Source organism: Rhizobium sp. NLR10b, assembly GCF_019685435.1.
Taxonomy (GTDB): Bacteria; Pseudomonadota; Alphaproteobacteria; order Rhizobiales; family Rhizobiaceae; genus Rhizobium.
Window position 1 is genome coordinate 141,659 of record NZ_JABDWV010000005.1, and the last position, 15,911, is coordinate 157,569.

11 protein-coding genes are annotated in these 15,911 nt (G+C 63.3%); 5 read left to right on the plus strand and 6 right to left on the minus strand.

What is annotated here, in order from left to right; all coding sequences use genetic code 11:
- Positions 1 to 12: 12 nt before the first annotated feature.
- The 6 genes from HJB91_RS09630 to HJB91_RS09655 form a co-directional block, all read right to left on the minus strand.
- The gene (locus HJB91_RS09630) at positions 13 to 900 is read right to left on the minus strand and encodes a transglutaminase family protein (protein ID WP_221154529.1); all 888 of its coding nucleotides are present in this window, start codon (positions 898 to 900) and stop codon (positions 13 to 15) included.
- The gene (locus HJB91_RS09635) at positions 897 to 3,314 is read right to left on the minus strand and encodes a circularly permuted type 2 ATP-grasp protein (protein WP_221154530.1); all 2,418 of its coding nucleotides are present in this window, start codon (positions 3,312 to 3,314) and stop codon (positions 897 to 899) included. Before HJB91_RS09635 ends, HJB91_RS09630 begins: the two co-directional genes overlap by 4 nt.
- 38 nt (positions 3,315 to 3,352) lie before the next feature.
- Positions 3,353 to 6,679 carry a DUF2126 domain-containing protein gene (locus HJB91_RS09640; protein ID WP_221154531.1) on the minus strand — a complete coding sequence of 1,109 codons (3,327 nt, stop codon included), beginning with the start codon at positions 6,677 to 6,679 and terminating at the stop codon, positions 3,353 to 3,355.
- 105 nt (positions 6,680 to 6,784) lie between these two features.
- Entirely contained in the window at positions 6,785 to 8,167 is a 1,383-nt protein-coding gene (locus HJB91_RS09645; RefSeq protein WP_221146400.1) for a sensor histidine kinase, read from the minus strand.
- Complete coding sequence (locus HJB91_RS09650; protein WP_020922268.1) at positions 8,164 to 8,841, minus strand: response regulator transcription factor; 678 nt, start codon at positions 8,839 to 8,841, stop codon at positions 8,164 to 8,166. The genes HJB91_RS09645 and HJB91_RS09650 overlap by 4 nt, the downstream gene beginning before the upstream one ends.
- 93 nt (positions 8,842 to 8,934) lie before the next feature.
- On the minus strand, positions 8,935 to 10,803 hold the full coding sequence (locus HJB91_RS09655; RefSeq protein ID WP_221154533.1) for a TPR end-of-group domain-containing protein: 1,869 nt from the start codon (positions 10,801 to 10,803) through the stop codon (positions 8,935 to 8,937).
- Positions 10,804 to 11,144: 341 nt separating this feature from the next.
- Between HJB91_RS09655 and HJB91_RS09660 the strand changes: the two genes are divergently transcribed.
- From HJB91_RS09660 to HJB91_RS09680, 5 genes are all read left to right on the plus strand, one after another.
- Entirely contained in the window at positions 11,145 to 12,191 is a 1,047-nt protein-coding gene (locus tag HJB91_RS09660; protein WP_221154535.1) for an ABC transporter substrate-binding protein, read from the plus strand.
- A gap of 291 nt (positions 12,192 to 12,482) precedes the next feature.
- Positions 12,483 to 13,427, plus strand: coding sequence for a tripartite tricarboxylate transporter substrate binding protein (locus HJB91_RS09665; RefSeq protein WP_210629840.1), 945 nt, complete (start codon positions 12,483 to 12,485; stop codon positions 13,425 to 13,427).
- Positions 13,424 to 13,915: a tripartite tricarboxylate transporter TctB family protein gene (locus HJB91_RS09670; protein ID WP_210629841.1), complete on the plus strand. Its 492-nt coding sequence runs from the start codon at positions 13,424 to 13,426 to the stop codon at positions 13,913 to 13,915. The genes HJB91_RS09665 and HJB91_RS09670 overlap by 4 nt, the downstream gene beginning before the upstream one ends.
- Before the next feature lie 87 nt (positions 13,916 to 14,002).
- Positions 14,003 to 15,520, plus strand: a complete 1,518-nt coding sequence (locus HJB91_RS09675) for a tripartite tricarboxylate transporter permease (RefSeq protein ID WP_210629842.1) — start codon at positions 14,003 to 14,005, stop codon at positions 15,518 to 15,520.
- Between the two features lie 158 nt (positions 15,521 to 15,678).
- Entirely contained in the window at positions 15,679 to 15,849 is a 171-nt protein-coding gene (locus HJB91_RS09680) for a hypothetical protein (RefSeq protein ID WP_221154536.1), read from the plus strand.
- Positions 15,850 to 15,911 lie beyond the last annotated feature (62 nt).

The following is a 15,911-nucleotide window of genomic DNA, read 5'->3' on the forward strand; positions in this document are numbered from 1 at the left end:
CCAGTTTTGGGATCATTTCAGCGGGATTACGTCGACCGCCTGAACGGCACGTTGACCGCCGTAGCTTTTCAAAACGCCGATAACGGGAACCACGTCGGAATAGTCCCGGCCATAGGCGACGACGATATGATCCGTGCCGGCAGGGATGTCGTTGGTCGGGTCGAGCTCGATCCAGCCGATCGTCTCGCCGCACCAGGCCCGCACCCAGGCATGCATCGCATCTGCTCCTTCCAGCCGTTCCTTGCCGGGCGGTGGAATGGTACGCAGGAAGCCGGAGACGTAACCGGCCGGGATGCCGAGGCTTCTGAGCGCCAGAATCATGACGTGGGTGAAATCCTGGCAGACGCCGCGCTTCAGCCTGAACGCTTCGAGCGGGGTCGTGTCCACCGTCGTCGCGTCGGAATCGTAACTGAAATCCTTATTGATGCGGGCGCAGAGCGCATGGGCGATCTGCACGACTGTCAGCCGGGGCGTGACGCAGCTTCGTGCATAATCGCCAATCTCGCGGGCCTGGGTCAGGCGCGGGCTGTCGCCGAGAAAGTGATGCGGTGAATCCGGCGCCAGTGACCAGACGCCTGATATTTCCTCCGGCAGCCCGGCAAGCAGCGGCGAGAAATCGGCGGCGATCGGCTGGCTTTCGACCTGCACACGGGCCTGCATGCGAATGTCGAGCGTCTCATGCGCCGTCCGCAGCATGAAGGAGGTGGCGGGGTGTTGAAAGAAGTCGACGAAATGCGACTGCTCGTCCGGCGTCGGCGAGACGGTGATCGAGCCGGCGACCAGGCGTTGCCGGTTGGCGAGCGACAACGGCATCAGGCGCATGATATGGCGAGCGCCGGAGGCCGGCACGTCGTAGCTGTAACCCATGCGGAGCGAGAGATCGTAAAGCACTGCCGTCACCCGAGATAGGTCTGGGCGAGCAGATCCGAAAGCTGCTCCAGTTCGCGTTCGAGCCGCTGGTAGACCTCGACCCCCATGCCCTCGGGCGTCATCACCGCCAGACCGGAATGAAGCCGCATCGCCTCGCGGTAGAAGGGCGACATCTGCCCATTGATCAGGGCGTTCGGCAATTGCTCGACCTCATGATGGATCTCGTTCACCTGGAAGAGGATTGAGCGGGGGTTGAGAGGGTCGAGCGCCAACAGGTCGGTGACGGTCAGCCGCGCGGTGTTGACGTTGTAGCGGCGGCGATGGGTCATGACGCTGTCGCCGATCTCCAGCAGCATGTCCAGCGCGCCGTCGGGTGCTTCTGGTCCGGACATGTGGCCGAGCAGGCGCGTCATGTGCAGGCCGCGCTCGATATAGCGGCCGAGCGAGAGAAAACGCCAGCCCATGAAGCGGTACATGTTTTCGTGCACGAGGCCGGCAAAGCCGGCGAGCTTGCGCAAGAGAATTGTCATCGCATGACTGGCGTCATCGCCGGCAGTGACGGTGGCGTGAAAGCGGCGGGCGGTCTTGGCGAGATCGTTGAGGGCGAGCCAACCATCGGGCGAGAAGCGGTCGCGGATGTTGCTCGCCGAATAGACGGCGCTGTCGATGTTGCGCAGGAGCCTTTCGGGCACGGGCTCGGCGGTATCGATGTCGACGGCCGCGAGATAGGCGGAGACGTCGGCGAGCAGCGGCTGGCCCGGATCGGCGGCTTCGGCAAAACGCGCATGCCAGGCGCGCAGGATGCGCAGCGCCCCTTCGGCACGTTCGATGTAGCGGCCGAGCCAGAACAGGTTGTCGGCCGCCCGGCTCGGCAGGCTGCCAGGCATGTTGCGGGTGAAGCTGCCTTCTGCCGGCAGCAGCGTGTGGCGCTCGACCGGCTTGTCGCTGACGATCCAGACGTCGGCAGCTGCACCGCCAGACTGCATGGCGATCGCCGAGACGTCGGCGCCGGAGCCGATGCGGGCAAAACCGCCGGGCATGATCTGCCAGCCGTTTGCCGTGCGGGCAGCGAAAACGCGCAGCGACATCGGCCGCGGCACGAGTTTGCCATTCACCCAGGCGGGCGTCGTCGACAGCGTGACGACTTCCTGGCCGACCAGCTTCGGGCCGTCCGAATTCAGCCAGTCGGCGATGGAATCTTTGGCGGTCGCCCGCAGCGACGAGCCGAGCACGGATTCGCCGTTGTCGTCGAAGAAGGGCGCACGGGAATAGGCCGGGCCGATCACCATTTTCTCGATATTCTTGGCGACCTGCTCGCGCTCTTCCTTCTGGCCGCACCACCAGGTGGCGATCGACGGCAGTTTCAGATCCTGCCCCAGCAAATGCCGGCAGATGGTCGGCATGAAGGCTAGAAGCGCCCGGGTTTCCAGAATCCCCGTTCCGAGCGCGTTGACGATGGTGACGCTTTCAGCGCGCAGCGCCTCTACCAGACCGGGCGTGCCGATATGTGAATTCTGGTTCAGCTCCAGCGGGTCGGCAAAGGCTGAATCGAGGCGGCGCCAGAGCACGCCGATCGGCTTCAGGCCGGCGACAGTGCGCACCATGACGCGGCCCTTGACGACAGCGAGATCCTCACCCTCGAGCAGCATGAAGCCGAGATAGCGGGCAATGTAGGCGTGTTCGTAATAGGTCTCGTTGGCCGGGCCTGGCGTCAACACTGCGATGCGGTCGTCGCCCGAATGTTTCATGTCCTGCAGCGCATCACGGAAGGCGCCGAAGAAGGAGGCGAGGCGGTGGACGGGCGTTTCGGCGTAGACATCCGAGAAGGCCCGGGTCGTCGCGACGCGGTTTTCAAGCGCAAAGCCCGCGCCGGAGGGAGCCTGGGTGCGGTCTGCCAGCACCCACCAGTTGCCGTCAGGGCCGCGGCCGATCTCGAAGGCGCAGAAGTGAAGATAGTGGCCGGATGCCGGCCGGATGCCGGCCAGCGGGCGCTGATATTCAGGATTAGCGGCGATCAGCGCCGGCGGCAGGAATCCTTCCTCCACCAGCCGGTTCTCGCCGTAGATATCGGCAATGATCGCCTCCAGCAGGTCGGCGCGCTGGACAAGGCCCGCCGACAGCGCCTGCCATTCGCGTTCATCGATCAGCACGGGAATATGCGAGATCGGCCAGGCCCGTTCGCCGGTGCCCTTGCTGCCATAGGCGCGATAGAAGACGCCGGCATCCCTGAGATAGCGGTCGGCGCGGGCGAAACGCTCGGCGAGATCCTTTTCCGGCATTGCGCCGAGATGCGAGAGGAAACGCTGCCAGACGGGGCGGACCGCGCCCTTATTGTCGACCATTTCGTCGGCGGAGCCGGGAAGCGTCGCATAGTCGAAGGCCGCATCCTTGCCGATGCGATCTCCAGCCTCTTCCCTGCGCTCCGCTGCCGGTCTCTTACCCATCAAAACCCAACCTCACCCTCGGCCTTTACCCCGGGGCCTCAAATGCCGGCGGGCCGCCTCAGATCCAGCGTCAGCGGGAATTCAGGCGAACCCGTCTCGGCGCGCGGAATAAACCCGCCCGCCGTATGCCCCCACGGCTCGAAGCGGGCGAGCCGCCTTGCTTCCGCCTCGTTGCCGTTGACCGGGAAGGTGTCATAGGTCCGGCCGCCCGGATGGGCAACATGATAGATGCAGCCGCCAATCGAACGCTTCGACCATGTATCATAAATGTCGAAAGTCAAAGGTGTGTTGATCGGCAACACCGGATGCAAGCCGGAGGCCGGCTGCCATGCCTTATAGCGGACGCCGGCGACCGATACGCCCGACGTGCCGGTCGGCGTCAGCGGCAGGACGCGGCCGTTGCAGGTGACGGTGTAGCGCGCGGTATTGCTGGTTTCGAAGCGTAGCTGCAGGCGTTCGACGGACGAATCGACATAGCGTACCGTGCCGCCGATCGCGCCTTGCTCACCCATGACGTGCCAGGGTTCCAGCGCCTGGCGCAGTTCCAGCTTCGAGCCCTCGTATTCGACTTCGCCGCAGAAGGGGAAGCGAAATTCGAGCTGGGCCTTGAACCATTCCGGGCTGACGTCGAAACCGTTTTGGCGAAGGTCGGCAAGCACGTCGAGGAAATCGGCCCAGACGAAATGCGGCAGCATGAAACGGTCGTGCAGGGTCGTGCCCCAGCGGACGAACTTGCCGTCGACCGGGTTGACCCAGAAGCGGGCGATCAGCGCGCGCACCAGCAACTGCTGGGCAAGCGACATGCGTGCGTTCGGCGGCATCTCGAAGCCGCGGAACTCGATGAGACCCAACCTGCCGGTCGGGCCGTCGGGCGAAAACAGCTTGTCGATGCAGATCTCGGCGCGGTGGGTGTTGCCGGTGACGTCGGTCAAGAGATTGCGGAACAGCCGGTCGACGAGCCAGGGCAGCGGTGGCTGGCCGCGGCCGGGCGCGGCGATCTGCGCCATGGCGATTTCCAGCTCGTAGAGGCTGTCGTGACGGGCTTCATCGATGCGCGGCGCCTGGCTGGTCGGGCCGATGAACATGCCGGAGAAGAGGTAGGAGAGCGAGGGGTGGCGCTGCCAATGGAGGACGACGCTCTTCAAGAGATCGGGACGGCGCAGGAAGGGGCTGTTGTTCGGATTGGCGCTGCCGACGACGACATGGTTGCCGCCGCCTGTCCCGGTATGACGACCGTCGATCATGAACTTATCGGCGCCGAGCCGGGTGGCGCGCGCCTCCTCGTAGATCGCCGTGGTGATATCGACGCATTCCTTCCAGTTCGAGGCCGGATGGATATTGACCTCGATGACGCCGGGATCGGGAGCGACGCGGATGACATTGATGCGCTCGTCCTGCGGCGGCGGGTAACCTTCGATATGGACCGGAAGCTTCAGTTCGGCGGCGGCGTTTTCGGCCGCGGCGATCAGCTCAAGATAATCCTCGATGCGTTCGACCGGCGGCATGAAGACGCAGAGCCTGCCGTCGCGCGGTTCGACCGACATAGCGGTGCGCACGGCGCCGGCGATGTCGCCGAGCGTCTGTTCGATCCGGCTGCGATTGCTCTCGCCGGCTTGGAAGGAGGCTTCCGGCATGGCCCGACCGGCCGGTACAAAAACGTCCGGCAGCGGTTCACGCGGGATCGTCGGATCGGCGGGATAGATATAGGGATAACGCGCCGGGGGCACATAGGGCAGGGTGCCGAGCGGCAGACGATAGCCGATCGGACTGTCGCCTGGAACGAGGAAGATCCTGCCGCGGCGGGTGTTCCATCTCTCGCTGATCCACACACGGCTTTCAGCCGCCCTGGCGTTCCATGCCTGGACCGGAAGGACGTAACCTGTGGGGACGGTCAGGCCGCGGGCAAACACCCGGGCGATACGGTTGCGCTCCTCGGGATCCTTCAGCTTCGAATTCGCCGGATCGACGTTTTCGGGGAGGTTGCCCTCCTTGATGATCCAGTCGGCCGGATCCTCATAGGCCGGCTGCACCATGTCAGGCTTGATCGCCAATTCTTTTGCGATGGCCGTCAGAAACTTCTCGGCATCCTCTGCGGTGACGCCGGTGTCCTTGCCCTCGGCGGCGACCAGATCGAGGTTCTGCCAGACCGGTTTGCCGTCGCGGCGCCAGTAGAGCGAGAAGGTCCAGCGCGGCAGGCTTTCACCCGGATACCATTTGCCCTGGCCGTAATGCAGGAAGCCGCCGGGGGCGAAGCGTTCCTGCAGCCTGCGGATCAGGCTGTCGGCTTTTTCGCGCTTGGCCGGGCCGACGGCGGCGGTGTTCCATTCCTCGGACTGGAAATCGTCGATCGAGACGAAGGTCGGCTCGCCGCCCATCGTCAGATGCACATCCTCGGCTTCGAGGACACGGTCGACTTTCTCGCCGAGTTCGTTGAGCTCATCCCAGCTTTCATCGGAGAAGGGCTTGGTGATGCGCGGATGTTCGGCGACGCGCGAGACCTTCATATCGAAGGCGAATGCGGTTTCGGCCTCGCCGAAATAGCCGCCGGAAATCGGGGCGGCGTTGCGGTAATGCGGCGTTGCTGCAAGTGGGATATGGCTTTCGCCGGTCAGAAGGCCGGAGGTCGGATCGAGGCCGACCCAGCCGGCACCGGGCAGATAGACCTCGGCCCAGGCATGCAGGTCGGTGAAATCGACTTCGGTGCCGGAAGGGCCGTCGAGCGCCTTCAGATCCGGGGTCAGCTGGATGAGGTAACCGGAGACGAAGCGGGCGGCAAGGCCGAGGTGGCGCAGGATCTGGACGAGCAGCCAGCTGGTGTCACGGCAGGAGCCCTTGGCGCTTTCCAGCGTCTCTTCCGGCGTCTGCACGCCGGTTTCCAGGCGGATGACATAGCCGATCTGCCGCTGCAGGCGGGCATTCAGACCGACGACCATATCGATCGTTGGCTGGCCCGGCGACCAGTCGAGCGTCGGCAGCAGCGCTTTCAGGCGCGGACCGGCCGGTTCCGGCGTCATGTAGATCGACAGATCCTCGCGAATGGTTTCAGGATAGTCGAACGGCCACCTGGTCGCCTCCTCCTCGACGAAGAAGTCGAAGGGATTATAGACCGTCATGTCGGCAACCAGGTCGACCTCGATCTTGAACTCGGTCACGGGGTCGGGGAAGACGTAGCGGGCGAGGTAGTTGCCGTAGGGGTCCTGCTGCAGGTTGATGAAGTGGTTGGCGGGCGTGACCTTCAGCGAGTGGCTGAGCACCCGCGTCTTCGAATGCGAGGCCGGTTTCAACCGGATGATCTGTGGGCCGAGCCGGACCGGTTTGTCGTAGGTATAGTGCGTCAGGTGATAGATGCTGGCTTTGATCGACATATTGCTCTTTTTATCCGGCGCGCATCGTTGTGCGGCTTGCTGTTCCCGAAACCAGTGTGTGCAATGCAGCGAAAGAAAGCAAGGGCGCCCAGGACTCGGCGGCTTTTACCCCGCCTTGGCGAAGGTGACCGCCGCCTTCAGGCCCTTGCCGCCCGCACCCGGCTCCAGCGTCAGGGCGGCGTTGAAAAGATTGGCGATTTCTTCGACGATCGGCAGGCCGAGGCCGGCGCCGGGCGCGCCGGAATCATTGCCGCGCGAAAAGCGCCGGCGAACCGCCTCCAGCTTCTCGCTGGGAATACCGGGACCATTGTCCTCGACTTCGAGGCGAACCGTGTCGGCGGCTGTGATGATGCGGACGGTGACCTCAGCCCCCTTGCCGGCATAGGCGATGGCGTTGCCGGCGAGGTTGCGCAGCATCTCGCCGATCAGCAGCGGCTCGGCGCGGACCATGGCCGGGCTTTCGCCCTCGAAGCCGAGATCGATACCGGCGACGGCAGCCGCCGGGATCTGCTCGCCGGTGATTTCCTGAGCGATTGCGGCAAGGTCGATGGCGGAGGCGGTCAGCGCCTCCTTGGCCGTGGCGGCGTCGATCTTCGCCATCAAGAGAAGCTGAGCGAGGATGCGTTCGGCATGCGCCACGGCCTGGTCTCCCTTCAGCGCCGCCGCCTGGGCTTCATCAAGCGAGCCGGCGCGGGCGGAAAGGGCAAGCTGGGTGCGGATGATCGCTAAGGGCGTGCGCAGCTGATGGCTGGCATTGCCGGTGAAATGGCGCAGCGCATCGAGGGCCGATTGCAGGCGGACCATGAAAGAGTTCACCGTATCGACCAGCGGCTCGACCTCGCTCGGCACGGTTTGTTCGATCGGATGCAGATCGTCAGGACTGCGCTCGCCGATGGCGTCGCCGAGCTTGTAGAGCGGGCGGAGCGCCACCGTGACCGATATCCAGACGATGACCGCCGCGCCCAGGATCATGAAGGCGAGACGCAGCGCCGAACGTACGAGAATCGCCTGCGTCAACTGCCGGCGGGCGATGGTGGTTTCGGCGACGGTCACGACGAAGGGCACGGAGCGGATGCCCGTCGAGGCCGAGCGCTCGAGGGTGGCGATGCGGATCGGCTCGCCGCGGAAGCTGTCGTCGGCAAAGGCCGCGGCATTGCCGGGCGTCTTCTTCAGGACCGGCAGGGATTGATAGCCGGTGATGAATTGACCCGGAGGGCCGTCAACGCGGTAGAAGACCCGGTCCTGCGCCGCCGAGGTCAGCATTTCAAGGGCGACATAGGGAATGTCGACCTGCAATGTCCCGTCTTCGGCGACGACGACGCGTTCGGCAATTGCGAGAGCAGAGCCGGCGAGCACGCGGTCGGAGACGATATTCGACGTCTGGACCGCCTCGCGATAGGTATCGGCGAGTGCCAGCGTGCCGATGACGGCGGTCGAGATGAGCAGCCAGAAGAGCAGCCGCCGCCTGAGGGAATAGGCCGCTTTCATGAGGCCTCGGGCAGCTTGTCGAGATAGTAGCCGATGCCGCGGGCGGTCTTGACCGTCAGGCCGTGCGGCGAGAGGCGTTTCCTCAGCCGGCTGACATATTGCTCGATCGCGTTTGCGGAAATGTCGTCGTCGAAGGCCGTCAGCGACTGGATGATCGCCTCCTTGGCCACGACCTTGCCGGCCCGCATGAAGAGGATTTCGAGCAAGCCGAGTTCGCGGGCGGGAATATCAAGAGGAGTGTCGCCTGATGAAAAGGTGCGGGAATTAAGGTCGAAAGAAATGCCGCCGAAACCGACGGTCGCCGAACGCAGCCCGGCCTGGCGGCGCAGCAGCACGCGTACGCGGGCCTCGAACTCGGCAATATCGAAGGGTTTGATCAGATAATCGTCGGCACCGAGATCGAGACCCTTCACCCGTTCTTCCGGCGTGCCGCGCGCCGTCAGGATCAGCACGGCTGCCTGGTTCTGCCGGGCGCGCATGGCGCGCAGCACGTCGAGCCCGTCCATTTCGGGCAGGTTGAGGTCGAGTATCACCAGATCGAAATTTTCCGCCGCGATAACCGCATTGGCGGATGCGCCGTCGTGGACGACATCGACGGCATGGCCGGTGCCGCGCAGGATCGCCGACAGACCGTCGGCCAACGCGATATTGTCTTCTGTGAGCAGGATGCGCACGAATGTTCCCTCTGTTTTCAAAGGAGATTACAAAGGTGGCGGAGCGATGTCATAGCGATTTTCAAAATTCGATGAATGGCCGGGGACGAGATTTCAGCTCCCGGTCCTCTCGATCCGTTCACGTTCCGTCATTGCGATCGCCAACAATTTCCGGAAGCGCGGATCGTCGCGGATGTTGTCGAGGTCGGAATCATTGTTGAACCATTTGATGTGATAGACGGAGCTGTGCGGCAGCAGCTTCTCGAGCAGGTCGATTGCTTGGTCGGTATCGCCGAGGACGGAATAGACGCAGGCAAGATTATACTGGGCGACAATGTCGTCGGGATCGATGGCGATCGCACGGGCGGCCCAGTCGCGGGCCCGCGTCGCATCGCCGAGATGGGCAAGCGCCAGCGCGCCGCGATGGGCCGGGCCGGAGTTTTCGGGATTGAGATTGAGCGCACGTTCGGCGCGCAGCAGGCCGAGTCGTGCCCAGTTTTCTGTATCCACCGGACGGCGGAGCGAGCGGTAGGCCGACATCAGATGGATCGGCGAGACGTAGTCGTCAGGGCGGATTTCAGCGGCGCGGGTGAAATATTGAACGGATTCGGCAAAGTTGCCGCGCATGAAGAAGAAACGGGCGTAATGAAAATTCGCCTCGAAGAGGTTCGGGTCGAGCGTGAGGGCACGTTCGAAGGCGGCCGCCGCCCGATCATCGAGGCCGCTCTGATGCAGGGCCAAGCCATGCGAGGCATGGGCCTCGGGAAGATCGGGATCGAGCTGAAGAGCCCGGGCGCTCATGTCGAGGAGGTGCCTCAGCGGCACATCGTCGGGCGCCCAGTCGCGGATCGCAGCGTCGCAATCGGCGATGCCGGCATAAGCCCGGGCATAATCAGGATCGAGTTCCACCGCCTTGCAAAACATGCGTCTTGCGAGTTGCAGGTAGGATTTCGTCCAGCTGTGCGAGAGCTGGCGGCCCCTGAGGTAATAGGTGTAGGCCTCGACATTGGCCGTCGGTTCGTTGGCGATCGCCTTCTTTTCCTCCGGCAGCAGGCGCACCTTCAGCTGGCTGACGATCGCCTGTGTGATCTCGTCCTGGATGGCAAAGATGTCGGTGAGGTCGCGGTCGTAACGCTCGGCCCAGAGGTGGTCGCCATTGGCAGTGTCGATCAGCTGGCCGGAGATGCGTACGCGCTTGTCGAAGATGCGCACGCTTCCTTCGAGCACATAGCGCACACCGAGTTCCTGGGCGAGGCGCTTCAACTTCACCGATATGCCCTTGTAGGTAAAGATCGTGTTGCGCGGCACGACGTGCAGGCTCGAGATCTTCGAGAGATCGGTAATGATGTCTTCGGTGATGCCGTCGGAAAAATAATCCTGATCGGCGTCGCCGCTCATATTTGTGAAGGGCAGCACGGCAATGAAGCAGGTATTGCGGTTCTCAGCGACCAGCCTGGTGGAGGAGGGCGGCGCCAAGGTGACGGTGTAGACCTGAACGGGCTGCCTGATATTCTTCAGCATGTGCTCGCCGATGAATTCGAAGCCGAGATTAAGGCGCGAGCCGATCTGGTCGCGCACGGAGGCCGACACGGCGATGCCGCCCGGTGCTGCGATACGCTCTAGCCTTGCGGCAAGATTGACGCCGTCGCCGAAAATGTCGCCGTTCTCGACCACGACATCGCCGAGATTGATGCCGATGCGGAATTCAACGCGCTCGTCCTTCGGCACGTTCTCGTTGCGGGCGGCCATGCTCCGCTGTATTTCGGCGGCGCAGGCCACGGCATTCACCACGCTCTGGAATTCGGCAAGAATGCCATCGCCGGTGAGTTTGACGATCCGGCCCTTGTAGTCCGAAATACGAACGTCAACCAGCTCGCAGCGATGGCGGTTCAGCGCCTGCAAGGTGCCTGACTCATCAATGCCCATCAGTCGGCTGTAGCCGACGACATCCGCAGCGAGAATAGCGCTCAGTCGTCGTTCCATGACCCCTCCCATGGATCACCCGGAGTATTCTAGTTTTTTATAGAGTTTTTGTTGCGCAGAGTCGTCCCCCGAATAGAAAATTCGGACGGCTTCGACGTTTTCACGCGGCAGCGCACGGTATATCGTCGCCAATCTTCTTCAATACTCTAAAGGGGCGAAGGACGAGTTGAGAGCATAATCATTTATGGTTAAACGTGTTGCCAGGCTCGTAAGTACGCTGTTGCTGCGCCATACCAATACTTGCCGTCGGGACAATTCACTCGCGGCCGCTGTCCAAATCCGGCGCCCTTGCTCCTCCAGGCATGCTCGGGCATTGTTGCGGTATGAGGAGTATTTTCATTTTGCTGCTGGCGTTCTGGCCGGGTTGCGTCCTGGCCGACCAAGCCTTCTATCCTGCGAAGTCGGGCGATGCCGCCGCACCGGTGCTGACGGTCTATTCTTCGCTCGACGAGCCCTTGGCACAGCCGATAATCCGGGGGTTCCAGGAGGCCAATCCTGATGTCGCAGTCAGATATGAGGACATGCTGACCGGTGAAATCTACGACCGGATCGTCAGGGAAACGGATGCCGGCGGCAAAACGGCGGATTTTGCCTTTTCCTCGGCGATGGACTTGCAGGTGAAGCTTTCCAACGACGGCTATGCGCAGGTCAGCAATCTGCCGATGAGTGCTGCCTGGCCGAAATGGGCGAATTGGCGCAATACCGCCTATGCGCTGACCTTCGAGCCGGCGGTGTTCGTCTATCACAAACCGAGCTTCGCGCACGAGCCGGTGCCGAGCTCGCGGGCCGAACTCGTCGACTATCTGAAGCGCAAGGGCAATGTGGTCTATGGCCGGATCAGCACTTACGATATCGAACGCTCCGGTGTCGGCTTTCTCTTCATGGCGCGCGACCAGGAGCAATTCGGCGACATCTGGTCGGTGATCGGCGCGATGGGCGCGGCCGGCGTCAAACTTTACTCAACGAGCTCGGCGATTCTCGAACGCGTGGCCGACGGGCGTTTCGTGCTCGGCTATAATATTCTCGGCTCCTACGCCGCTGACTGGGCTTCGCGGCACCCCGATGTCGGCATCGTGCTGCCGAAGGACTACACGGTGGTGATGTCGCGCATCGGACTGGTGCCGCAGGCTGCGGCCGAGCCGGAACTCGGGCGCCGCTATCTCGCCTTTTTCATGTCGAAGGTGGGCCAGACGATCATGGCGCGCGAGCTGCAGATCCCGGCCGTCAGCCCGGAGGTGGCGGGGGAAAACACTGCCAATACGTTGCAGGAACTGCTCGGCGCCCAACTTCGGCCGGTGCCGGTCAGTCCCGGGCTGATGGTCTATCTCGACCAGGTAAAGCGTGCGCGGCTGATCGCGCACTGGAACGAGGTTCTGCGGGCGCAGTGAAGAAGGCCAGCCTTCGGCCGGTTCATGACATCGATACCTGCTACACCTCGGCGGGCTGCTAGCCCAATTACGGCAAAAAAGCGGCTTCTCCTTCTGGATATCTTGCCGATGTCAGCTAGATGACAGGTTGTTGTGGTGGCTTTGGCTACTTCTTCTCCGTGGAGGCGGAGAATTGAAGCCTTGGGAGGCATTCCGCTCGTCATTCAGGACAACTGCGTCCATTGGCCGGCCCCCTCCCGATTCATTCGAGAATAACAAGCGGTTCGCTCAGCCGCCCACGGAGGACACATCGTGAAGCATACGTTCATCGCAACCATTCTCGCAGCCGCCATCGCGCTGCCGGCCTATGCGGCCGACTACACCATCATCGCGCCGGCCGCTCCCGGCGGCGGCTGGGACCAGACGGCCCGTTCGCTGCAGGCTGCGCTGCAGCAGGAGAAGATCGCCGGCAACGTGCAGGTCCAGAACGTTCCCGGCGCCGGCGGCACCATCGGCCTTGCACAGTTCAGCAGCCAGGCCGCCGGCAATCCGAATTCGCTGATCGTCGGCGGCTACGTCATGGTCGGCGCCATCCTCACCAACAAGTCGCCTGTGACGCTGAAGGACGTGACGCCGATTGCCCGTCTGACCGGCGAATATGAAGCCGTCGTCGTTCCTGCCTCGTCCGATATCAAGACGATGGCCGATCTGGTCGCGGCGCTGAAGAAGGATCCGGGTTCGGTTTCCTGGGGCGGCGGCTCGGCCGGCGGCACCGATCACATCACCGCAGGCCTGATCGCCAAGGCTTCCGGCGTCGACCCGACGAAGATCAACTATGTCGCCTTCTCCGGCGGCGGTGAAGCGCTCGCAGCCATTCTCGGCAACCAGGTCACAGCGGGCATTTCGAGCTACAGCGAGTTCGAATCGCAGGTGAAAGCAGGCATGCTCCGTCTCCTCGCCGTCTCCAGCGACAAGCGTATCGACGGCGTCGATGCCCCGACGCTGAAGGAAGCCGGTACCGACGTCAGCATCCAGAACTGGCGCATGGTCGCCGCAGCCCCTGGCCTGTCGGACGACGAGGTCGCCAAGATCACCGCCGACTTCGAGAAGCTGCACGGCTCTGCCACCTGGCAGGAAACGCTGAAGACCAAGGGCTGGGCCGACACCTATCTGTCCGGGGATGCCTTCAAGGCGCAGCTCGAAAAGGACGTCTCCGCCACCGAGGGCATTCTCAAAGAGATCGGACTTGTTCAATGAGCGAGGATAAGACCTCCTCGGCAACCGAGCGCCGCCCTGATCGGGCGGCGTTCATCATTGCCGTTTTCCTCTTCGCCATCGCGGGTGTGATGGCCTGGGATGCAACGCATCTGAAGGCGATCGCACAGTATGCCCGCATCGGTCCGGCAACGGTTCCGGAGGTAGTGGCGTTCGGGCTTTTCTGTCTTGGCGTCTGGACAGTCGCCGAAGCCTGGCGCGGCGAGTTCCCGGAACGAGACAAGCAAGAAGTGGCGCCCGTGATCTGGATCGTCGCCGGTCTTGTCTGCCAGATGCTGCTTCTGCGCATTGCCGGCTTCTCGATTGCGACCGGTATTCTGTTTGCGTTGACGGCACGCGGCTTCGGCAAACACAAGCTCTGGATCTCGCTGCCGATCGGCATCGTTTTCAGCTTCGTCGTCTGGGCGATCTTCTCGCAGCTCCTACAGCTGACGCTGCCGGCCGGCCCGCTCGAACATCTGTTCTTCTGACTGCGCGGGACGTGCTGTCAGCTCTTTTGATTTTTCGCGGCGACCGATTGCGAAGGCACGGACGGGAACGCCGCCTGGGACACCAAGATGAGCACATTCGAATTCCTATGGCAGGGTATCCTGGTTGCGATGCAGCCGATGAACCTGGTTTATGCGCTGGTCGGCGTGACGCTCGGCACTGCCGTCGGCGTCTTGCCCGGCATCGGCCCGGCGCTCACCGTGGCGCTGCTGTTGCCGGCCACCTACAAGCTCGATCCGGGCGGCTCGCTGATCATGTTCGCCGGCATCTATTACGGCGGCATGTATGGCGGTTCGACGACGTCGATCCTGCTCAACACGCCGGGTGAAAGCGCCTCGATCGTCACCGCGCTCGAGGGCAACAAGATGGCGCGGGCCGGGCGCGGCGGACCGGCACTGGCGACGGCGGCGATCGGCTCCTTCGTCGCCGGCCTCATCGCGACGCTCGGGCTCGCCTTCATCGCGCCCTATATCGTCAAGCTGGCGCTGGTCTTCGGGCCGCGTGAATATTTCGCGCTGATGGTGCTCGCCTTCGTCACCGTCTCCTCCGCCTTTGGGGATTCGGCGCTGCGAGGACTGACCGCGCTGTTCATCGGTTTCGCCCTTGCCATGGTCGGCATCGACCAGCAGACGGGTCAAGCCAGGCTTTCCTTCGGCATTCCCGACCTGCTCGACGGCGTCGAAGTGACGACGCTGGCAGTGGCGATGTTCGCGATCGGCGAGACGCTCTATATCGCAGCGCAGGGCAACCGGGCCGCGGAGCAAGTAGAGGCGGTCAAGGGTTCGCTCTGGATGAACGCACAGGACTGGTCGCGCTCCTGGAAGCCCTGGCTGCGCGGCACGCTGATCGGTTTCCCGATCGGAGCGATGCCGGCGGGCGGCGCTGAAATCGGCACCTTCCTGTCCTACTCGACCGAAAAGCGGCTGGCCAAGAACCCGGAAGAATTCGGCAATGGCGCGATCGAAGGCGTGGCCGGTCCAGAGGCGGCGAACAATGCGTCAGCCGCCGGCACGCTGGTGCCGCTCCTGACCCTCGGCCTGCCGACGACGGCGACAGCGGCGATCATGCTCGCCGGCTTCCAGCAATACGGGCTGCAGCCGGGGCCGCTCCTGTTTGCCACCAATCCGCAGCTCGTCTGGGGTCTGATCGCCAGCCTGCTCATCGCCAACGCGATGCTGCTCGTCCTCAACCTGCCGATGATCGGGCTCTGGGTGCGGCTGCTGACCATTCCGAAGCCGTGGCTTTATGCCGGCATCCTGCTATTTGCGACGCTCGGAACGATCGGCGCCAACCCTTCGGTGTTCGAACTCGGCATGCTGCTCGCCTTCGGCCTGCTCGGCTATGTGATGCGGCTCTTCGGCTATCCGATCGCGCCTGCCGTCGTCGGCCTGATCCTCGGGCCGCTGGCCGAGCAGCAGCTGCGCCGCGCGCTGGCGATCAGCCAGGGCGACGTGACGACACTGGTGATGTCACCGATCGCGGCAGGCCTGCTCATCGTTGCGGCGGCTGCTTTCCTGATCCCGCTGATCCTGCGCATTCGCGGTCGGGGCCAGGTGCTGTCGCAGTTGGCGGCAAACGAAGACTAGAAGAAAAAGACAACCTTACCCCTGCCTGGAGGCCGGCCATGGAGACATGTGCCGGCCTCTTCTTTTTTGCATGGCTGCGGTGATTTTCCGTGCGTTGTCCACGCGCCCGCGCACTGCCATCTATCAGTGGTCAATCATAGAGCAAGAGGAACAGGATAATGTCCACCATCCGCAATTCAGTCCACGCCGGCTTCCTGGGCCGCGCATTCGCTGCGCTGAGCGCCGCCAACGCCGTCAGCGCCGCTGTCGAGGCCGGCCGTCGTCCGCGCGCCCGCGACCTCAAGGAGCTTGGCATCGACCCGGCCTCCTTCGGTCAGGTCATCCGCTAAGCCCTTCAAGGCATGCACGAATGAAATAGCCCGCAACCGGATGGTCGCGGGCTTTATTTTTG